The sequence below is a fragment of the Cryobacterium sp. SO1 genome, from assembly GCF_004210215.2.
Classification (GTDB): Bacteria; Actinomycetota; Actinomycetes; order Actinomycetales; family Microbacteriaceae; genus Cryobacterium.
In genome coordinates, this window is record NZ_CP067394.1 from 3,093,838 (window position 1) to 3,113,173 (window position 19,336).

22 protein-coding genes and 1 tRNA gene are annotated in these 19,336 nt (G+C 68.0%); 7 read left to right on the forward strand and 16 right to left on the reverse strand.

Annotation, left to right across the window (positions count from 1 at the left end; genetic code table 11):
• Positions 1-87: 87 nt before the first annotated feature.
• A complete protein-coding gene (locus BJQ95_RS14650) occupies positions 88-378 on the forward strand; it encodes a WXG100 family type VII secretion target (protein ID WP_130178134.1) in 291 nt (96 codons plus the stop codon).
• 60 nt (positions 379-438) lie between these two features.
• Here the strand turns inward: BJQ95_RS14650 and BJQ95_RS14655 are convergent, their stop codons facing one another.
• From BJQ95_RS14655 to BJQ95_RS14680, 6 genes are all read right to left on the reverse strand, one after another.
• Positions 439-1,599, reverse strand: a complete 1,161-nt coding sequence (locus BJQ95_RS14655) for a hypothetical protein (RefSeq protein WP_130178133.1) — start codon at positions 1,597-1,599, stop codon at positions 439-441.
• A gap of 122 nt (positions 1,600-1,721) precedes the next feature.
• Positions 1,722-3,350, reverse strand: a complete 1,629-nt coding sequence (gene groL / locus BJQ95_RS14660; RefSeq protein WP_110128146.1) for a chaperonin GroEL — start codon at positions 3,348-3,350, stop codon at positions 1,722-1,724.
• Between the two features lie 141 nt (positions 3,351-3,491).
• Positions 3,492-4,538 carry a DUF3048 domain-containing protein gene (locus BJQ95_RS14665; protein WP_130178132.1) on the reverse strand — a complete coding sequence of 349 codons (1,047 nt, stop codon included), beginning with the start codon at positions 4,536-4,538 and terminating at the stop codon, positions 3,492-3,494.
• A 132-nt stretch (positions 4,539-4,670) separates the two neighbouring features.
• The gene (locus BJQ95_RS14670; protein WP_088457037.1) at positions 4,671-4,874 is read right to left on the reverse strand and encodes a cold-shock protein; all 204 of its coding nucleotides are present in this window, start codon (positions 4,872-4,874) and stop codon (positions 4,671-4,673) included.
• Positions 4,875-5,095: 221 nt separating this feature from the next.
• Positions 5,096-5,656 carry a LytR C-terminal domain-containing protein gene (locus BJQ95_RS14675; protein ID WP_130178131.1) on the reverse strand — a complete coding sequence of 187 codons (561 nt, stop codon included), beginning with the start codon at positions 5,654-5,656 and terminating at the stop codon, positions 5,096-5,098.
• Between the two features lie 50 nt (positions 5,657-5,706).
• Positions 5,707-6,006, reverse strand: coding sequence for a DUF3263 domain-containing protein (locus BJQ95_RS14680; RefSeq protein ID WP_240694790.1), 300 nt, complete (start codon positions 6,004-6,006; stop codon positions 5,707-5,709).
• A gap of 196 nt (positions 6,007-6,202) precedes the next feature.
• Between BJQ95_RS14680 and msrB the strand changes: the two genes are divergently transcribed.
• Complete coding sequence (gene msrB, locus BJQ95_RS14685) at positions 6,203-6,604, forward strand: peptide-methionine (R)-S-oxide reductase MsrB (protein ID WP_130178129.1); 402 nt, start codon at positions 6,203-6,205, stop codon at positions 6,602-6,604.
• Between the two features lie 140 nt (positions 6,605-6,744).
• Here the strand turns inward: msrB and BJQ95_RS14690 are convergent, their stop codons facing one another.
• The 4 genes from BJQ95_RS14690 to BJQ95_RS14710 form a co-directional block, all read right to left on the reverse strand.
• Entirely contained in the window at positions 6,745-6,981 is a 237-nt protein-coding gene (locus tag BJQ95_RS14690; RefSeq protein WP_130178128.1) for a helix-hairpin-helix domain-containing protein, read from the reverse strand.
• A gap of 132 nt (positions 6,982-7,113) precedes the next feature.
• On the reverse strand, positions 7,114-8,424 hold the full coding sequence (locus BJQ95_RS14695; protein ID WP_305088557.1) for an oxidoreductase: 1,311 nt from the start codon (positions 8,422-8,424) through the stop codon (positions 7,114-7,116).
• A gap of 102 nt (positions 8,425-8,526) precedes the next feature.
• The gene (locus BJQ95_RS14705; RefSeq protein WP_256041400.1) at positions 8,527-8,820 is read right to left on the reverse strand and encodes a maltose acetyltransferase domain-containing protein; all 294 of its coding nucleotides are present in this window, start codon (positions 8,818-8,820) and stop codon (positions 8,527-8,529) included.
• A gap of 93 nt (positions 8,821-8,913) precedes the next feature.
• Positions 8,914-9,438: a PLD nuclease N-terminal domain-containing protein gene (locus tag BJQ95_RS14710; protein WP_240694789.1), complete on the reverse strand. Its 525-nt coding sequence runs from the start codon at positions 9,436-9,438 to the stop codon at positions 8,914-8,916.
• On the opposite strand from BJQ95_RS14710, the gene BJQ95_RS14715 reads away from it, so the two are divergent.
• Positions 9,437-10,798, forward strand: coding sequence for a chloride channel protein (locus BJQ95_RS14715; protein ID WP_256041401.1), 1,362 nt, complete (start codon positions 9,437-9,439; stop codon positions 10,796-10,798). The two genes, BJQ95_RS14710 and BJQ95_RS14715, sit on opposite strands and share 2 nt — an antisense overlap.
• A gap of 9 nt (positions 10,799-10,807) precedes the next feature.
• Here the strand turns inward: BJQ95_RS14715 and BJQ95_RS14720 are convergent, their stop codons facing one another.
• Both BJQ95_RS14720 and BJQ95_RS14725 read right to left on the reverse strand, forming a co-directional pair.
• Positions 10,808-11,335 carry a nucleoside deaminase gene (locus BJQ95_RS14720; protein WP_240694728.1) on the reverse strand — a complete coding sequence of 176 codons (528 nt, stop codon included), beginning with the start codon at positions 11,333-11,335 and terminating at the stop codon, positions 10,808-10,810.
• A complete protein-coding gene (locus BJQ95_RS14725) occupies positions 11,332-11,616 on the reverse strand; it encodes a hypothetical protein (RefSeq protein WP_130177610.1) in 285 nt (94 codons plus the stop codon). Before BJQ95_RS14725 ends, BJQ95_RS14720 begins: the two co-directional genes overlap by 4 nt.
• A gap of 185 nt (positions 11,617-11,801) precedes the next feature.
• Between BJQ95_RS14725 and BJQ95_RS14730 the strand changes: the two genes are divergently transcribed.
• Positions 11,802-12,098 carry a transposase gene (locus tag BJQ95_RS14730; protein WP_130177611.1) on the forward strand — a complete coding sequence of 99 codons (297 nt, stop codon included), beginning with the start codon at positions 11,802-11,804 and terminating at the stop codon, positions 12,096-12,098.
• On the forward strand, positions 12,095-12,400 hold the full coding sequence (locus tag BJQ95_RS14735) for a CopG family transcriptional regulator (protein WP_130177612.1): 306 nt from the start codon (positions 12,095-12,097) through the stop codon (positions 12,398-12,400). The genes BJQ95_RS14730 and BJQ95_RS14735 overlap by 4 nt, the downstream gene beginning before the upstream one ends.
• 262 nt (positions 12,401-12,662) lie before the next feature.
• Here the strand turns inward: BJQ95_RS14735 and BJQ95_RS14740 are convergent.
• Together BJQ95_RS14740 and BJQ95_RS14745 are read right to left on the reverse strand one after the other, a co-directional pair.
• Positions 12,663-12,738 (reverse strand) — tRNA-Thr (locus BJQ95_RS14740).
• Between the two features lie 101 nt (positions 12,739-12,839).
• Complete coding sequence (locus BJQ95_RS14745; RefSeq protein ID WP_130177613.1) at positions 12,840-13,769, reverse strand: thioredoxin domain-containing protein; 930 nt, start codon at positions 13,767-13,769, stop codon at positions 12,840-12,842.
• 287 nt (positions 13,770-14,056) lie between these two features.
• Between BJQ95_RS14745 and BJQ95_RS14750 the strand changes: the two genes are divergently transcribed.
• Positions 14,057-15,154 carry an ABC transporter ATP-binding protein gene (locus BJQ95_RS14750; RefSeq protein WP_130177614.1) on the forward strand — a complete coding sequence of 366 codons (1,098 nt, stop codon included), beginning with the start codon at positions 14,057-14,059 and terminating at the stop codon, positions 15,152-15,154.
• Between the two features lie 156 nt (positions 15,155-15,310).
• Entirely contained in the window at positions 15,311-16,618 is a 1,308-nt protein-coding gene (locus tag BJQ95_RS14755; RefSeq protein WP_256041402.1) for a DUF4032 domain-containing protein, read from the forward strand.
• Between the two features lie 197 nt (positions 16,619-16,815).
• Here the strand turns inward: BJQ95_RS14755 and rlmB are convergent, their stop codons facing one another.
• Positions 16,816-17,916 carry a 23S rRNA (guanosine(2251)-2'-O)-methyltransferase RlmB gene (gene rlmB, locus BJQ95_RS14760; protein WP_130177711.1) on the reverse strand — a complete coding sequence of 367 codons (1,101 nt, stop codon included), beginning with the start codon at positions 17,914-17,916 and terminating at the stop codon, positions 16,816-16,818.
• Positions 17,916-19,331, reverse strand: a complete 1,416-nt coding sequence (gene cysS / locus BJQ95_RS14765; protein ID WP_130177712.1) for a cysteine--tRNA ligase — start codon at positions 19,329-19,331, stop codon at positions 17,916-17,918. The genes rlmB and cysS overlap by 1 nt, the downstream gene beginning before the upstream one ends.
• Between the last annotated feature and the right edge of the window lie 5 nt (positions 19,332-19,336).

The following is a 19,336-nucleotide window of genomic DNA, read 5'->3' on the forward strand; positions in this document are numbered from 1 at the left end:
CGGCAGGCGCCTGGCACATTCGTTCCACCGTACCGTCGCCTCCGGGCGCCCGACCGGGCACCCGAGCGAAGCGAACGGAGAATGTCGATGGCCCAGTTCCAGGTAGACAGCGACGCGTTGATCACGACGACGGGCGCAGCCCGCGCCACCATGGGGCGGATCCAGGCCGAGGTGGCCGCCCTGCTCGGGCAGCTCACCGGGCTGGAAGGCTCCTGGACCGGCCAGGCGTCCACGCAGTTCCAGGCGGCGGTGTCGGCGTGGCGCAGCACTCAACAGCATGTCGAGCAGAGCGCTGACGTGCTCAACCAGGCGCTCGGGCAGGCCGGAGCTCAGTACGCGGAGGTGGAGCAGGCCAACGCCCGGCTGTTCGCCCGGTAGCGCCCTCCGGAGAGGCCGTACGCCGGCTACGGGCCGGCTACGGGCCGGCTACGGGCCGGCTCAGCCGGAGAGACGTGCGGCGGCTCCTGCCGCGGTCCGGGTCAATCTGTCGCGTAGAACGTCAGGATCACCGTGAGCAGACGAGGTATTGAACTGCACCCAGTTGCCGCCGATCACAGTGTCGAGGCTGCAGGTCTCGGTCGAGCTGCCACAGGCGAACGAGGCCCGCTCGACGCCCGGGATCGATTCCTCGCTCCTGGCGCCCTGGTCGGGTCTTGCGGTCAGGCTCAACATCGCGTCGTAGGCCCAAGCCGCACCGGGAAGTGCTTCGACGGAGAGTACGCCGTTGTCGGAGTTCTCCAGCAGCCAGGAGCATCGTTCAGCTCCGCTCATGGTCCACGCGCCCGCGGAGAGACCCCAGCCGCCGCCGCCCGCAGGGCCGACCCACAGCTCCTCGGTGCGTTGGAATGTCGACCGCGCCTCGTCGGCGGTGGCGTAGACGGTGCAGTCGGCCGGCAACTCCACCGCGTTCCCGGCCGGCGTCCAGAGCGGCCCGGGCGCCGGGGCATCCGCCACCGTCGTGACGATGGACTCGATCAACGGAGCTACGCGCGCAACCACATCATCGTCGCTGAGCGCTGCGTGCGCATCGATGCCCGTCAGCTGCACGTCGATCCAGGTGCTGCCGACGAGGATGTTGCTCGTGCACGACGACTCAGCGCCGCGACCGAAGCATGCACCTCCAAAGGAGTCACCGTAGGGCGCATCGGCGCCGCTCGGGACGTCGGTATAGAGCTCCGCGTAGCGGGCGTACATCTCGGCGGCGTCGGGGAGCACGAGCACCGTGTAGCCGGAGACGACCGGCTCGACCGGCTCGACCCCCACTACCGGCACCGAAGTTGTCAGGGCTGTCGCGGCGCAGGCCGTTCCGCCGAGCTGCTCGATCGCGTAGCTGAGCGGGCCCCCGCCGAGCAACGCTGCAGCATATGGCAGCGGCACTAGTCCGGTGGCCACGGTTTCGGCAGCGAGATCATCCGGCACGAGGTCGGCGCAGTCCAGGCCCAGCCTGGATGCCGGTGCGGTGACCGCATCCGCCGGGGCCGGGGTGCCGCTCGGGCCAACTGCCGATTCTGCCGGTACTGGCGATTCAGTCGTGCATCCGGCCAGGAGTGCGACCGCCAGCAACGCCGCCGGCACCAGCGTGCCCGACGACGTCGACAACCCCCGCGTCCCCATACCGCACGGTAACACCCAGGAGTTCGAGAACCGCACCGGACACACGAATGTGGGCGCCCCCAGAAGGGGACGCCCACATCTATTCGTCAGTGCTGGTGAGGCGCGACTTAGAAGTCCATGCCACCCGAGGGGTCGCCGGCCGGGGCCGGGTTCTTCTCGGGCTTGTCGGCGACGACGGCCTCAGTGGTGAGGAACAGACCGGCGATCGACGATGCGTTCAGCAGCGCCGAGCGGGTGACCTTCACCGGGTCATTGATGCCGGCGGCGATCATGTCGACGTACTCACCGGTCGCGGCGTTGAGGCCGAATCCGACGGGCAGGTTGCGCACCTTGTCGGCGACAACGCCCGGCTCCATGCCGGCGTTGAGCGCGATCTGCTTGAGCGGAGCGTCGATGGCGACGCGCACGATATTCGCGCCCGTTGCCTCGTCGCCGACGAGGTCAAGGATGGCCTTGCTCTCGAAGGCGGTCTTGCCGGCCTGGATGAGTGCAACGCCACCACCGGCGACGATGCCCTCTTCGACGGCTGCCTTCGCGTTGCGAACGGCGTCCTCGATGCGGTGCTTGCGCTCCTTGAGCTCAACCTCCGTCGCGGCGCCGGCCTTGATGACGGCAACGCCACCGGCGAGCTTGGCGAGACGCTCCTGGAGCTTCTCACGGTCGTAGTCCGAGTCGGTGTTCTCGATCTCGTTACGGATCTGCTGAACGCGACCGGCGATGGCTTCGGCGTCGCCGGCACCCTCGACGATGGTGGTCTCGTCCTTGGTGATGACGACCTTGCGGGCGTTACCGAGCAGGTCGAGGGTGACGTTCTCAAGCTTGAGGCCGACCTCCTCGGAGATGACCTGGCCGCCGGTGAGGATGGCGATGTCCTGCAGCTGCGCCTTGCGACGGTCACCGAAGCCGGGGGCCTTGACGGCAACCGACTTGAAGATGCCACGGATCTTGTTCACAACGAGCGTGGCCAGGGCCTCGCCGTCGACGTCCTCGGCGATGATGAGCAGCTGCTTGCCGCTCTGGATGACCTTGTCGACGATCGGCAACAGGTCCTTGATGTTGGAGACCTTTGAGTTGACGATCAGGATGTAGGGGTCTTCGAAGACCGCTTCCTGACGGTCGGGGTCGGTGACGAAGTACGCCGACAGGAAGCCCTTGTCGAAGCGCATGCCCTCGGTGAGCTCCAGCTCGGTGCCGAAGGTGTTCGACTCCTCAACGGTGACAACACCTTCCTTGCCGACCTTGTCGATGGCCTCGGCGATGATCGCGCCGATTTCGGCGTCGCCGGCAGAGATCGAAGCCGTGGCCGCGATCTCTTCCTTGGTCTCGATCTCCTTGGCGCTGGCGATGAGCTCGGCGATGACCGCAGCGGTGGCCTTCTCGATGCCGCGCTTGAGGCTGATCGGGTCGGCGCCGGCTGCGACGTTGCGCAGGCCTTCGCGAACCAGAGCCTGAGCGAGAACGGTGGCAGTGGTGGTGCCGTCGCCGGCGACGTCGTCGGTCTTCTTGGCGACCTCCTTGACGAGCTCAGCGCCGATCTTCTCGTACGGGTCGTCGAGCTCGATCTCCTTGGCGATGGACACGCCGTCGTTGGTGATCGTGGGGGCGCCCCACTTCTTCTCCAGCACGACGTTGCGTCCGCGCGGGCCGAGGGTCACCTTGACCGTGTCAGCGAGGATATTGAGGCCGCGCTCAAGGCCGCGACGGGCCTCTTCATTGAAAGCAATGATCTTTGCCATATGTGTTTCTCGTCCCTCCCGGACGTTACCAAAACGATGATGGGTTAGCACTCCAAACAGCAGAGTGCTAAACCGATTCTGGCACTCTGGGGTCGAGAGTGCAAGTGAACATGGGGCGTCGGTGCCTGCCGGACGGTCGAGTCAGGGCACCAGCTCCACGCTGCCGCCGTCAGCGGGAACCAGTTCGATCCAGGTGTTTCCAGGTGCGAGCTCGATCGTGGCCCCGGCCGCGTCGGCCAACCGGATCGGCGCGGCCGGGCCATCCTTGAACCAGGTGGCCGGCATCGTCGACCCGCCGGTCGACACCCAGGCCTCACCGGAGCCGGTCAGGATGGTGCGGGGCACCTCGCCGCTCCGGTCCACCTCCACCCGCAGCACCAGAATGTTGGTGGCGCGCAGCTGGGTTCCCGTGGTGTCGAGGTCCGCGGCGCCGTCCTGGCTGCGGAGGTAGCCCGCTGCAGGGTCCCAGTCCCAGGCCCGCCCGCCGGCCTCGGAGAACCGGGTGACGATCGTGGCCGTGGGGTCGCCGGCCAGGACCGCGGTGGTGTCTTCGCCGCCGTCGGCATAGTCGAACTGGGCGCGCGGCTCGGCGAGGTCGGAGTGCAGCCGCACGGTTTCGTCCGCGGCGAGCACCAGGTCATGCGGGGAATCCCGGTCCTCGGCGCGAACGAACAGGCCCGTGGCATCCTCGTCGAAGATGACGTTCAACAGCGGGGTGGCCTTCATCGCGTCGACGAACTGCGGCTGTCCGCCCGAATACGCCACGATCCCGCCGAAGGAGCTCAGGATCTCGGGGTCCATCGGGCGGATCGACCGCACCGGACCCACCTCGGCGGGCATGTCGGAGTGCCAGATGGCGGCGTAGCGGGTGAGCCCGCCCTCGACCAGTTCCTCGAAGACCAGGTCGGCGCTCTCGAGGCCGATCTGCGGCCGGGCGGCGGGGTGGTTGTCGATCTTGACGGCCAACGACGGATGCTCGGAAGCGGCCGGATCCACCGGTGTGCCGCGCAGGGGCGCGACGCCGGGTGGCAGTGTCGGACTCGGTGATGCGGTCGGCTCAGGCTGCGGTGCCGAGCAGCCGACCAGCCCCAGACCGAGCCCGGCGGCGACCAGGATCGCCGCGAGCGGCCCGCGCAGGCGGGGCCGGGATCGACGGGTGGGCCGAAGGGACATCCGAAACGCAGTCACGCCACACACTTTAGCCCGCCTGGTATGTCTGCCTGGCGGTCTAGGTGGTGGCGTGACTGACAATCGGCGCTCGATCAGTGTTCGTGAAGATCCCGATCGAGCGGGTGGGTGATGCTGTTCGACGCGTGGTGGTTAAGCCGGGCGGACCGATTCGGCCTGCGGACCCTTGGCTCCGGTACCGAGTTCGAAGATGACGTGCTGACCTTCTTCAAGAACCTTGTAGCCGTGCATGTCAATGGCGGAGTAGTGAACGAAGACGTCCTGTCCTCCTCCATCGACAGTGATGAAGCCGAAACCCTTTTCAGCGTTGAACCATTTGACGGTTCCGTTCGCCATGTGAAACTCCCCTAGTGCAGTGTTGTATTTCGGCACTCACCCGTTGGTGTGACCGGGCCTGGCGCAGAAACTGCGTCCACCGTCTTGTGAAAGCGCCCTCAGGCTGAGAGCGCTTTCAGAGAAGATGAGCGACCACTGCAGACACTAGTGACGGGAGCCAAGATCAAAAGGGGGTTGACTGTGCGCCGCATTCCCAGTATGGCTCGAGACGGGTGGTCAGCTCACTCGACGGGCATGGCGTAGTCGGAGCCGACCACGACGGTCAGGCTGGCGTCTGAGCCCGCGAAGTCTTCGGAAAGCAACACCACCGAACCGGGCAGCAAGGCCGCCACACCGCGGGCAGCGCCCTCCAGAGAGGCATCCGAGTAATAAACGGTCGTCGTGACGACGTCTTCGGCGTCTGCGTCACTGGTACTGCCGACGGTCCAGCCGCCGGTGGTGAGCAGGTCGCCCACCGACCGGGCCACGCCGGTCGTCGGGGTGCCGTTGAGCACCGTGACACTCGCACTGGGGTCAGTGGTCGGCTCCGCGGTGGGCACCGGCTCGGTCGTCGGCTCCGCAGCGGGCGTCTCGGCCTCAATCCCGGGAATGGTGAAATTCAACCGGTTGTCCAACACGGTCAGGCCGACGGCACCCACACCGATCAGCAGAGCGGTCGCGCCGAGCGCCCACCACACCGCAACCCACCGGCGCCCCTTCTTGGCTGGTGCTCGGTGCGCCCCCACCCGGTCGAGCTTGTGGGGGAGGTCATCGAAGCGGTCTTTCGGGTACGAAGTGGGCATCGTCTGTCTGGTTCGATCCTCGGTTGGCTGAACATACGGTAGGAGGTTCCCTACTCGATGGGGCGGATGGCTCTGGCCGACCGTGCCTGCGAGCGCGCGTCACGCATCCGCTGCAGTCGTTTGACCAGCATGGGATCGTGCGCGAGGGCAAGCGGCGAGTCGAGCAAGGCACCCAACATCTGATAATAGCGGGCGGCTGAAAGGCCGAACTCGGTGCGAATTGCCTGCTCCTTGGCGCCGGGCTGTGACCACCAGCGCCGCTCGAAAGCGAGCAGGTTTTTATCGCGAGGGCTGAGGCCCAGAGCGCCGTCGGCGCGCCGTTCGCTCTCGCCGTGCTCACTGGTCGCCATACGCGTCATCCTATTTGGCACGGACTGGGTTTTCCCTGACCGGTCCCGCCTGTCGCGCAAGACCCGGACCCGATACCGTCAAGGTGGGAATCGGCTGGGCAATTACCGAGTGTGCCGCAGCCGGGAATGCCAGGGCCGCCGGCCGAGTTTACGCTGGAGGCAGTTCTCTGCCGAGACTGGATTGAAAGGACGCACCATGGACTACGAGGTCACCAAGTCTGACGCCGAATGGAAGGCTGAACTCACCCCGGAGCAGTACAGCGTGCTGCGCGGTGCGGCCACCGAAAGAGCCTGGACCGGCGAGCTCCTCGACGAGGGTCGTGCAGGGGTGTACACCTGCGGTGCCTGCAACGCCGAGCTGTTCAAGAGCGGCACCAAGTTCGACTCCGGCTGCGGCTGGCCGAGCTTCTACGAGTCGGTGCGCCCCGAGGCCGTCGAGCTCATCGAAGACCGCTCGCTCGGTGTCGTGCGCACCGAGGTACGCTGCGCCGCCTGCGGATCGCACCTGGGCCACGTGTTCGACGACGGTTTCGGCACCCCCACCGGCGACCGCTACTGCATGAACTCGATCTCGCTCAACTTCACGCCAGGCGAGTAAGCCGCATCCGCTTCGCGCGGCTGCGGCTGCGCAGTCGCAACTGTTACCCGTGCGGACAAGTGCACCCGGCGTACCGGGTGCACTTGTCCGTTACGGAAACAGTTAGGCGATCGCGGGCCGGACGAACCGGGGCCGGGGTGTCAGCCGTCGCACAGCGGACGCAACCGCGCCAGCGCCTTGGGGCCCATCCCGTGCAGCCGGGCGAGAACATCCGGGTCCGCCCTGCACAGGTCCTCAACAGTAAGGATGCCCGCTGCGACGAGCGCGCGCCGTGCTGGAGCCGGGATTCCCTGCTCGACCCACAGCGTCCCGTCCGCATCTCCAGCCCGACCCGGCACCTCAGCCGCACCCACTGCCCGACCCGCATCCTCGCCCATCTCCCCAACCTAGAATCCCGGCCGAGCGTTCGCAACTGTTGCCCATGCGGACAACTGCACCCGGCGCACCGGGTGCACTTGTCCGTTGCGGAAACAGTTGGGCGGGGCGGGCGGTCGGGAGCAGTGCCAGGGTCAAGCGAAGGCGTTCACTCCGGTGAGCTCGGCCGAGAAGGCCCAGAGCCTGGCCGCCGCAGCCGGGTCGATGGCATGCGCGTCGACTCCGCTGATCCGGGCCGTGGCGCTGCCGGCCACGGTGGGTTCGGCGATGTCGCAGTCTTCGCAGTAGACGCCGCCCATGCCGGCGAGCATCGGCGAGGTGGCCGCCCAGGTGGAGGTGGCCGCGCCCTGCTCCGGGGACTTGAACAGCGGGTTCACGGTGCCGTCCTCGGTCATCCACCCCGCGGCGATCATCTCCGTCCGGGGCAGGTGTCGCTGCAACTCGGTCATGATGCCGCCGGGATGCACGGCGAACGCGCGCACGCCCGAGTCGGCGCCGAGGGCATCCAGGTGCACCGCGAAGAGGCTGTTGGCGGTCTTGGCCTGCCCGTACGCCTGCCACTTGTCGTAGCCGGAGCTGAAGTTGGGGTCGTCGAAGCGGATGCCGCTGAGCTTGTGGCCCGTCGACGACAGCGCAACGACCCTGGCGCCGCCCTCGGCCGTGAGCGCGGGCCAGAGCAGGTTGGTCAGCACGTAGTGACCGAGGTGGTTGGTGGCGAACTGGGACTCCCAGTCGTCGCCGACCCTGGCCTCGGCGGACGCCATGATGGCGGCGTTGTTGATCAGGATGTCGATGCTGCGGCCGGTGGCCACGAAGCGTTCGGCGAAGGCGCGCACGCTGACCAGATCGGCCAGGTCGAGCGCCTCGACCTCCACGGTGGCCAGGCCGCGCGCATCCAGGGCGGCCCAGGCCGCCTCTGGACGCCGGGCCGGCACCACCACCCGGGCGCCGGCCGCGGCGAGCGCGGCGACGGTCTCGATGCCGAGGCCGGAGTAGCCGCCGGTGACGATGGCCGTCTTGCCGCCGAGGTCGATGCCGGCGAGCACCTCGGTCGCGGTCGATCGCGCGGTGAATCCAGAGGGAAGGGCGTGCTGGGGTGTTGTGCTCATCGCTCCAGCGTACGCGTGCGCGCAGGAGCTGGACCGGTTGCGGGATGAGTGTTTGGTCACCGAGGGGGACTTCGCGGCCAAGCGCCAGGAGATCCTCGGGCAGTTCTGACTTGCCGCGACCCGCGGCCGCGGTGAGGCCGCGCCCAGCCCGATCCGGTCGTCCGGTCCGATCGCGCGCACCACACGGGCCGGATTGCCGGCGGCGATGACCCCCGGCGGCACATCCTTGGTGACGACCGAGCCGGCACCGATGATGCACCCAGCTCCGATGGTGACACCGGGACAGACCACAACGTTGCCGCCGAGCCAGACGTCCTCTTCTATGGTGATCGACAAGACCCGCTCATAGCCCGCGCGGCGCTCCTGAACATCCAGAGCGTGACTCGGCGTGTACAGCCGGGCGCTCGGCCCCACCAGCACGTTGGCGCCGATGGTGATCTATCCGCCGCCCAGCGTGAGGAAGTCCGCATTGAAGAAGGTGTTCGCACCCACGTGCAGCTGGGCGCCGTAGTCCAGGTACAGGGGCGGCCGGAAGTCCGCTCCGGCGCCCACGCTGCCGAGCATCTCGTTGACCAGCGTATGCGCAGCGGGCTGGTCGTCGTCGTAGAGCGCGGTGATCTGCCGGCAGATAGGTTGGGTGCTCGTCGTCATTTCCGCCAGCTCGGGCCCGAAGCGGTACCGGTACCATTCCCCCGCGACCATCTTGTCGAATTCGGAGAGAACGGGATGCAAAGAAGTTTTGTTGTCTCTGACCACAAACCCGAGCGTAGACCGTCGACAGCCCTCCGCGTGACGCTCAGTCGCGCTCCCCGTCCGCCGGCCGCCTCACGGTTCGTCCGTCGGCCTCCGCCGTTCGGCCAGCTCGGCCTCGATACGACGGATGCGAGCCTGTTCGGTGTGGAAATCGATCTCCCGGTCCAGGTCGGCCAGTTCTTCCTCGGTGGTGCGCACCCGCCGGACCGGCGGCTCCGCGAACCCCTGGTACGCCGGACGGCGCGGCACATTCACCCGGGGCCGGTCGGCACGCGCCGGATACTCCCGGCCGATGGCGAACCAGAGCACACTGCCGATTACCGGGAGGAAGATCACCAGAATCACCCAGAGGACCTTGGGCAGGTGCTTCACCTGCCCCTCCTGCCGGGTGATGATGTCCACCAGGGCGGCGATGAGGAGCACCAGGAGCACGGCAGAGAAGAGCGCATACATGGCGGTCAGCTTAGTGAACCGGACAACCGGCCGACCATCCCCCATTGGCGGCGCGGCGGCACCGGCCTTGCGCAGGCAACACGACAGGGCCAGCGTGGGCTGGGACTCCGCCACGCCCGCCCCGACCGAGGAGGATCGCGACATGCCCGCCCACCCCGATCCGCCGGCAGCGCCACCGAGTGCGGTCGATCCGCTGGCGGTGATCCGTTCTCGCGGCTACCTCCGCATCCTCCTCCTGGCCGGGCTGATCGGGGTGCCGGTCTCCATCGCTGCCTACGGCTTCCTGGCGCTGGTGGACTGGCTGCAGGCGTACCTGTTCACCGAGATGCCCGGCATGCTTGGCTTCGCCAGCGTGCCGCTCTGGTGGCCGTTCCCGCTGCTGGCCCTGGCGGGGCTGCTGGTGGCGCTGAGCATCCAGCGACTGCCGGGCACCAGCGGCCATCCGCCCTCGGAGGGCTTCAAAGCCGGTGGGTTCCCCGAGCCCCGGGAACTGCCGGGACTGATCCTGGCCGCCCTGGCCACCCTGGCCCTGGGCGCCGTGCTCGGCCCCGAGGCACCGCTGATCGCCCTCGGCGGCGGCCTGGGCGCCCTCGCACTGCTGCTGATCAAGAAGGATTCCCCGCCGACGGCCGTCGCGGTGATCGCTTCCGCCGGCAGTTTCGCTGCCGTGAGCACCCTGCTCGGCTCGCCTCTGCTCGGCGCGTTCCTGCTGATGGAGGCCTCCGGGCTGGCCGGCGCAATGCTCGGGGTGGGCCTGTTGCCTGGACTGCTCGCGGCCGGGATCGGCTCCCTCGTCTTCGTCGGACTGGATTCCTGGACCGGCCTGGGCACCTTTTCCCTCGCCCTCCCCGACCTGCCGGCGTTCTCCACCCCCACCCTGGCCATGTTCCTCTGGGCTCTCACGCTCGGGGCCGGATGCCCGCTGGTCGCCTGGGGCATCCGGGCCCTCGCCCGCATCGTGCGGCCGTTCGTGCACGCTCACCGGATCATCGTGACGCCCGCGCTGGGTGTGGCGATCGCCGGACTGGCCGTGCTGTTCGCGGTTGTGACCGGAGAGGACACTGCCGAAGTGCTTTTCTCCGGCCAGTCGGCGCTGCCCGCGCTCCTCTCCGGCGGTGCAGCGTGGCCGGTGGGCGCCCTGCTGCTGCTGGTGCTGTGTAAGGCGCTGGCCTATGGGCTCTCGCTCAGCGCGTTCCGGGGCGGCCCGGTCTTCCCGGCAATGTTCGTCGGCGCCGCCCTGGGGGTGGCGGCCTCGCACCTGCCGGGGATGGCGTTGGTGCCGGCGGTGGGCGTGGGCATCGGGGCGATGTGCGTGTCGATGCTGCGCCTGCCGCTGACCAGCGTGCTGCTGGCCACGGTACTGCTCAGCAGTGACGCATTCGCGGTGATGCCGCTGGTGATCGTGGCCGTGGTGGTCGCGCACGTCATCACCGGCCGACTCCCTGAGCCGCCGGGCCGGCGGTTGAGCGGCGCACTCTCGACCGACGGCCCGGCGACGGGCTGACTCCCGCTGTCAGTGAGCGGCGTCCCAAAACCCCGCGTGCACGGCAGCCGCGTCGGCGATGAGCGCAGGTCCAGCGACGTGCACGGTGTTGCCGCCGCGGGCGAACACGTCCCGACAGGGCAGGTCCAGCGTGGGTTCCCCGCCCTGTTCCGGCACCACCTGTGCGAGCATCTGTTCGGGCAGCGCGTAGACCACCCGGCCGATCCCGGCCCAGTAGATGGCACCGGAGCACATCACACACGGTTCGGTGCTGGTGTACAGGGTGCTCGAACGCAGGTCGTCGGTGGACAGACGTGCGCTGGCGAGGCGGACGAGGTTGGTTTCGGCGTGCCCGGTCGGGTCGCCGGCGGTGACGACGGTGTTCTGGCCTTCGAGTACGGTGCCGTCACCGGCCACGAGGATGGCGCCGAACGGGTGATTGCCGTTCGTTCGGGAGCGCCGGGCCACGTCCAGTGCAAGGGCCAGGTGCATCTCATCGGCCGCCGAGATGAGCGTCGGATCGGTCAGGATCTCGCCGCCCGGTCGCGGTCCCGTCACAGGGTGATGTCTTCCACTGTTTCGGAGAGCAGCGCGCGGGGGTCGCGCATCAAGGCCGCCCCAGGACCCTTCCAGAGTTGCTCGAGCGCCACCTTCATCTTCTCCGCATCGGCGCGGGACTCGAAGTCGAGGTCGATCCGCACCGAGCCCGCGTTGTCGACCGGGCGCATGACCCGGAACGCGGAGACGCCGGCGGTCTTGCGGCCGAGCGGATCCGAGTCGAACATCCGCTTCCACGCGTCGTAGTCCCCGACGGAGTGTTCGATGTGCAAGGTGAACATGGGAATCCTCGATTCCGCCGGCGCTGCGGCTGGCCGACACGGGGTCATCGTAGCCCGAGGTGCCCGGGCGCCAGGAAAGTGGGGCCGGCGACGGTACGTGAACCCGTAACCCTCACGTGCGTTCTGTCCCGTTTCGGCCCCACCACCCCCTTGCAGGCCGGTGTTTACAATCGTAAACTTCCACTATGGGGTTCGACGTTGATTGGACGCACCTCAGTGATCACATGTGGTCGAAGCATCGAGTGTCCGTGACTGAGGCGACGGAAGCGCTGGCTGACGTCGACGCGCAGTGGTTCGACCCGGACCCCAAGAGCACGTCGGGCAACAGCGCGCGAGTGCTCGGCTATTCGCACACGGCGAGCGCTGTGATCGTGGTCGTCCTGATCCATCGGGATGACCGCACTCAGGCGTGGTGGGGTGCGAATGGATGGCGAGCCGGCACCGCAGACCGGCGAACGTATCGAGAAGGGCTTGAACAGTGAGCAGCAACATCCAAAAGCTGGTTGAAAATGTCGCCGCCGAGGCAGATGCCACACGTGACGAACCGATGCCGCCCAGAGCCACCCCGTCCCGTCCCAACAAGTCGGTTCCGGTTGCCGTTCGGCTCGCGCCCGACGACGTCGCCGCGATTGAGATCCTTGCGGATAAGCTCGACGTTCCGGTGTCCACCCTCCTGCGCGGTTGGATTCTGGATGCCCTCGCGACCCACCGTGACGAGTCCATTGGCACCGCACTCGACAGGGTCACCGCAGACATCCAGCGACTCCGCGAGCTCGTCGCCTGACGTTGCATCGCGTGCCCTCAGCTTCGTGGCCGAGTATTCGATCGACCACTACCCGGAATTTCGACTGCACAGCATCCGACCATATCGAGAGCCTCACGCCACAATGAGCCGGAGGGCCGAAGCTGCGCCACCTGGCCGCACGGGCCGCGCCCGCGACGCCGCGCTCGCTGCCCGGCCGTCGTTTCTCATCTTCGCTGAATCACGACTGCGGCAGATTCCGTCAGAGCCGGATCGGCGTGGATCCCAGTGATTTCAGAGGGTGTGGGGCCGGCCACGGGACTTGAACCCGTAACCCCCACTTTACAAGAGTGGTGCGCTACCAATTGCGCCAGGCCGGCATGAGGCAATCGAACCGCCTCGAGCATTCATCCTAAATCACCCGACGACACGATGACGACGCATTCGCGCCCGCGGCCGGATTCGGGAAGGAAACAGCCGGCTATCCGGCCGGGGTCTCGGTGGGCGTGGCGGTCGGCGTGGGGGTTGTGGTGGAGTACGCCTCACTGGCTGCCTGCAGCACGAAAGCCGCGAACTCCTTGGGGTCGTCCAGGGCGCCCACGTACTGCTTGCCGTTCACAAGCACCGTCGGGGTTCCCGTGATCGCCTCAAGGGAGGTCGAATTGGGGATGGGTCCGCTCAGCGCCCGGTCCGTGGCGTCCTGCACCCAGGACTTGAACGTGGTTTCGTCGATGCAGTCGTTGATCGTGGACAGGTTCGCCGACACGCCGGAGCTCGTCACGATGCCCTTGAGGTCGTCGTCGCTCAACCCGGCCGTGCCCTCGACGGGCTGCGCCTCGAAGAGCGCCGAGTTGAAGGCCAGGAAGTCGTCCGGCGAGGAATCCGCCACGCAAGCGGCCGCGTTCGCGGCCCGAAGCGAATACTGGGTTCCCGCGGATTTGCTGGTCAAAATAGAAATCGGGTGCATTTCGACGGTGGCGGCGCCTGAGTCGACCCACTGCGAGATCTGCTCGGCGTTTGTGGTCTCGAACGTGCCGCAGAACGGGCACAGGTAGTCGATGTACACCCGGATGTCGGGGACGGCGCCGGTGGGGTCCGGGGTGGACGGTACCAGCTCGGCGCCCGGCTGCAACGCCGGGGTGGTCACGGCGGTCAGGCCCTCGCCGATGAGGAGACCATCGCTGGCCATGTTGCGCGGGCCGGGACCGGCCGGCTGCACGGAGTTGACGATGATCAGGACGATGGCCGTCACCACGGCGATGGCGGCGACGGCGATGCCGCCCTGCAGGAACACCCGGTTGCGGCGGTCGCGCTTCTTCTGCTCCACCCGGATCTGTGCGGCCTTCGTGCGCGCGGCGTCGCGACGCTGATTCTTCGAGGGACGTGAGTCGCCTGGGCCGCCAGTTGTCATGGATGATCGCTCCGAGTTGAAGGGGGTTGCGCCCGCGGATGTGCGCGTGAGCACTTTCAAATAGTAGGTCCCCAGTCTGGGAAATAACCAACCGGCGCCTCACCGGGCGCACACGGCGGGCACACCGGACCCGGCGGCGCGCGCTGGGCAACGAATTCAGCGGACACGCATCCCGGGCATGCCATACTGGGAAGGTCTTGCGCTGGTGCTACGTCAGCCGGACGCACAAATCCCATCACAACGGATCGTCCGGCACGTACCTGCCGGTGAAGGAGAATAACGAAATAATGGCTTCAGTAACCTTTGACAAGGCCACCCGTCTGTACCCGGGCTCGACCCGCCCGGCAGTCGATCACCTCGACCTCTCGGTCGCCGATGGTGAATTCCTCGTCCTCGTCGGCCCGTCCGGCTGCGGAAAGTCCACGTCTCTGCGCATGCTCGCCGGCCTCGAAGAGGTCAACGACGGCGACATCTTCATCGGTGAGCGCAACGTCACCGACGTTCCCCCGAAGGACCGCGACATCGCCATGGTCTTCCAGAACTACGCGCTGTACCCGCACATGACCGTCGCCGAGAACATGGGCTTCGCGCTCAAGATCGCCGGTGTCAACAAGGACGAGCGCGCTGCCCGCGTCCTCGAGGCCGCCAAGCTGCTCGACCTCGAGCCCTACCTCAGCCGCAAGCCCAAGGCGCTCTCCGGTGGCCAGCGTCAACGTGTCGCCATGGGTCGCGCCATTGTGCGTCAGCCCCAGGTGTTCCTCATGGACGAGCCGCTGTCGAACCTTGACGCCAAGCTGCGCGTTCAGACCCGCACCCAGATCGCGTCGCTGCAGCGTCGCCTGGGCGTCACCACCGTTTACGTCACCCACGACCAGACCGAGGCGCTCACCATGGGTGACCGCATCGCCGTACTCAAGGATGGCGTCCTGCAGCAGGTCGGCACCCCGCGCGACCTCTACGCCAAGCCGAACAACGTCTTCGTTGCCGGCTTCATCGGCAGCCCGGCCATGAACCTGTTCCTGGCCGACACCGTCGACGGTGGCATCAAGTTCGGTACCGCAACGGTGCCCGTGGCCCGCGACACCCTCGCCGGCGCAACCGGCCCGAAGGTCACCATCGGAGTTCGCCCCGAGGACATCCACCTGTCCACCACGGTGGGCGAAGGCCTCGCCGTTGACGTCGACCTGGTCGAGGAGCTCGGCGCCGACGGTTACCTGTACGGCCACTCCACGGTCGAGGGCAAGCGCACCGACATCGTCGCTCGCGTCGATGGCCGCTCGCACCCGTCCGCCGGCGACACCGTCTACCTGACCCCGACGCCGAACCACCTGCACGTGTTCGACGCTGAGACCGGCCTCCGTCTCGGCGGCGCCGTCAGCGACTAAGTTGCCCCACGACAAACTCGACCGTCGGCAGTTTCGGCGGTCGAGTTTGTCATATCGGCGCCCGGATGCCCGTCGGCGCCGTTTCCTCGCCTCCGCGCCGCTTCCGGCCGGGGCGGATTGCGGCCCTGCCGGGCCTTCCCGATAGTTAGGCTCCTCATGAGCGGTTCTCTGAACATCACGTCCGCAACGGCCGACCCGGCCCTACTCGATCTGCCCTGGAACGTGCCGCTGGATGCGTGGCCGAACGAGAACATCGCCTCGCTTCCCAAGGGCCTCTCCCGCCACCTCGTGCGGTTCGCGCACCTGAGCGGCCGGGTTGTCGCCATCAAGGAGACCACCAGCGAGATGGCCAAGCGCGAGTACGACATGCTCCGCACCCTGCAAGGCCTGGAAATCCCCTGCGTCGAACCGCTTGCCGTGATCACCAACCGCACCGACGAAGACGGCGACCCGCTCAACTCGGTGCTGGTGACCCGGCACCTCAAGTTCTCGCTGCCCTATCGGGCGCTGTACTCCCAGGCCCTGCGGCCAGACACCGCCACCCGCCTGGTCGACGCGCTGGCCCTGCTGCTCGTGCGAGTGCACATGGTCGGCCTGTTCTGGGGCGACGTGTCGCTGTCGAACACGCTCTTCCGCCGTGACGCCGGAGCCTTCGCCGCGTACCTCGTCGACGCCGAAACCGGGCAGCTCTACCCCGGCGGCCTGTCCAACGGCCAGCGCGAGAACGATCTGGAAATCGCCCGGGTGAACATCGCCGGCGAGCTGATGGACCTCGAGGCCGGCGGCCGCGTCGCCGACGAGCTCGACCCGATCAACGTGAGCAACGGCATCGTCGCGGCCTACCGGCTGCTGTGGAAGGAGCTCACCGGCTCCGAGTCGTTCGCCAGCAGTGAGCGCTGGCGCATCACCGAACGCGTCGAACGCCTCAACCATCTCGGCTTCGATATCGAGGAACTCGCGATCAAGACCGACGAGAACGGCACGACGGTGCGCATCCAGCCCAAGGTCGTCGACGCGGGCCACCACCAGCGCCGACTGCTGCGCCTGACCGGTCTCGACGCTGAAGAGAACCAGGCCCGTCGGCTGCTGAACGACCTCGACTCCTACGGGGTCGCCTACGGCAACCCGGACGCCGACGAGGAGATGATGGCGCACGAGTGGCTGGTGCGGGTGTTCGAGCCCGTCGTGCGGGCCATCCCCCGCGAGCTCAAGGGCAAGCTCGAGCCGGCCGAGGTGTTCCACCAACTGCTCGACCACCGCTGGTACATGGCGCAGAACGCGAGCCGGGACATCCCCCTGGCCGAAGCCGTCACCTCCTACGTTCAGGATGTGCTGCGGCACCGCCGCGACGAGGCCACCGTGATCGACCCGCCCACCACGCCGATCGCCCTGCCTGACCTCGAAGAAGAAGGCCTCACAGCCGACGACGGCGTTGACGTCGACGACTGGCGCCTGAACGTCTGACACCCCGCTCCCGCGCTGCGGTGAGAAGTCACTCGAGGCCAGTCACAACCCTCTCCACTAGCCCCAACTGCCCTCTCGCGAGCGCGGGGCAGGGGCAGGGGCAGGGGCAGGGGCAGGGGCAGGGGCGACTCTATGAGAAACGGGCAGGTCCTCCCCGGTGGGGAGGACCTGCCCGTTGCAGCGTGCGCAGCGTGCGGTTAGGCCTGCGCGGCCGCCTTCGTTGCTGCCTTCGCGGCCGCCGCCGTGGCGCGCAGCTTGGAGATCTCGTACAGCGTGACGCCGGCGGCGATTCCGGCGTTCAGCGACTCGGTGTTCGCGTTGATCGGGATCGACACGATGGCGTCGCAGGTCTCGGTGACGAGGCGGGACAGGCCCTTGCCCTCGCTGCCGACGACCACGACGATGGGGCGCTCCGCGTAGCCGAGGCCGAGCTCGGGCAGCTGCGTGTCGCCGCCGCCGTCGAGGCCGATCACGAGCATGCCGCGCTCCTTGAGCGCCTTGAGGGTCTGGGTGAGGTTGCTCGCCATCGCGACGGGCAGGCGCGCGGCCGCTCCGGCCGAGGTCTTCCAGGCCGAGGCGGTGACGCCAACGGAGCGACGCTGCGGCACGATGACGCCGTGGCCGCCGAACGCCGCGGTGGAACGGATGATCGCCCCCAGGTTGCGCGGATCGGTGATGCCGTCCAGGGCCACGAACAGCGGCCTGTGGCCGCGGCTGATGGTCAGGTCGAGCAGCTCCACCGGGTGCGCGTACTCGTACGCGGGCACCTTGAGGGCGAGGCCCTGGTGCACGGCGTCCTTGCCCGAGAGCCGGTCGATCTCGGGGCGCATGACCTCGAGAACCGGGATGTTGCGGGTGGTGGCGAGCTTGAGGACTTCCTTGACCCGGTCATCCATTTCGATGCGGGTGGCCACGTAGAGCGCCGATGCGGGGATCTTGGCGCGCAGCGCCTCGAGCACCGAGTTGCGGCCGGTGACGACCTCGAACTCGGCATCCGACTTGGCCTTGCGAGTGGACGAACCGCCGCCGCCGGTGTTGCCGGTGCCGGTGCTGCGGCCCGAGCGCGGGGCGCCGGAACCGGAGCCTCCGGGTGCGCGGCTGCGACCGCCGCCGGCCGCGGCGAAGCGGTCCTTGGCAGCCTTGGCCTTGCCGGCGGGGTGGTACGGACGGTCTTCGGCCTTGGGGGTGGGCTTCTTACCCTCGAGAGCCTGACGGCCCTGGCCGCCGGAGCCGACCTGCGGCCCCCTGCTGCCCTTGCGTACCGCGCCGGTGCGCGATTTGCGGTCTAAGTTCTTCATCAGTCAAAACTCCAATGTGCACCCGACGGGGTGTCTTCGATGGTTATGCCGGCGACGACGAGCTCGTCCCGGATACGGTCTGCGGCTGCGTAGTCGCGGCTCTGCCTGGCGGTCTCGCGGTCGTCGAGCAGGCGCTCCACGAGGGCGGTGAGGGCCACCATGGCGGGTTCGTCTGTCGCCACGGCCCAGCCGGGCGACAGGGGGTTGATGCCGAGAACCTCGCTCATCGCGAGAACCTGGCCGCGCGCGGCCGCGGCCGCGTGCAGGTCTTCGGCGTCGAGGGCCGCGTTTCCGGCGCGCACGGTGTCGTGAAGCACGCCGAGCGCCTGCGGCACCGCGAGGTCGTCATCCATGGCCCTGGCGAAGTCATCCGGCACGATCTCAACGCCGGAGCCGGCGAAACGGGTGTCGGCCAGGCGCCGGTCGGCGCGGTCGAGGAAGCTCTCGATGCGTTCGAGGGCGGCCTCGGCCTCGGCCAGGGAGCCCTCGTGGAAATCGAGGGTGGACCGGTAGTGCGCGGCGCCCAGATAGTACCGCACCACGATGGCGCGGGCCTGGTCGAGCAGTTCGGCGGCGTAGACCGAGTTGCCCAGCGACTTGGACATCTTCTGGCCGTTGGTGTTGACCAGGCCGTTGTGCACCCAGTAGTTGGCGAACGCGTCGCCGGCGGCCGTGGATTGGGCCAGCTCGTTCTCGTGGTGCGGGAAGCGCAGGTCGAGGCCGCCGCCGTGGATGTCGAAGTGCGGCCCGAGGTAGCGGGCGGCCATGGCGGAGCACTCGATGTGCCAGCCGGGCCGGCCGGAACCCCAGGGGGACGCCCAGGCGGCCGAGGCGGGCTCGCCCTCCTTGTGGCCTTTCCAGAGGGCGAAGTCGCGCCCGTCGCGCTTGCCGCGCAGGTCGGCGTCGGCGGCCGCCTCCATGTTGTCGGGGTTCTGCCGGGTGAGCTCGCCGTAGGCGGGCCAGCTCGTGGTGTCGAAGTACACGTCACCGGAGTCATCCGCGACCGGATACGCGTGGCCGGCGTCGATGAGCCGGCCGATGATGTCCTGCATCTCCTGCACGCTCGCCGTGGCGCGCGGCTCGTAGGTGGGGGCGAGGATACCGAGCTTCTGGTAGCCGGCGGTGAACTCGAGTTCGTAGCGGTACGCGAGTGCCCACCACTGTTCGGTGGTGCCCGTGGCGTTGAGCAGGATCTTGTCGTCGATGTCGGTGACGTTTCGGATGAAGGTGACGTCGTTGCCGCGGTAGCTGAGCCAGCGGCGCAGCTGGTCGTAGACCAGGGCGCTGCGCAGGTGGCCGATGTGCGGGGACGACTGCACCGTGGGTCCGCAGACGTAGATTCCGACCTTGCCCGGAACGATCGGCAGGAAATCGCGAAGGGTTTGGGCCTTCGAGTCGTATAGTCGCATGCTCACTGGTT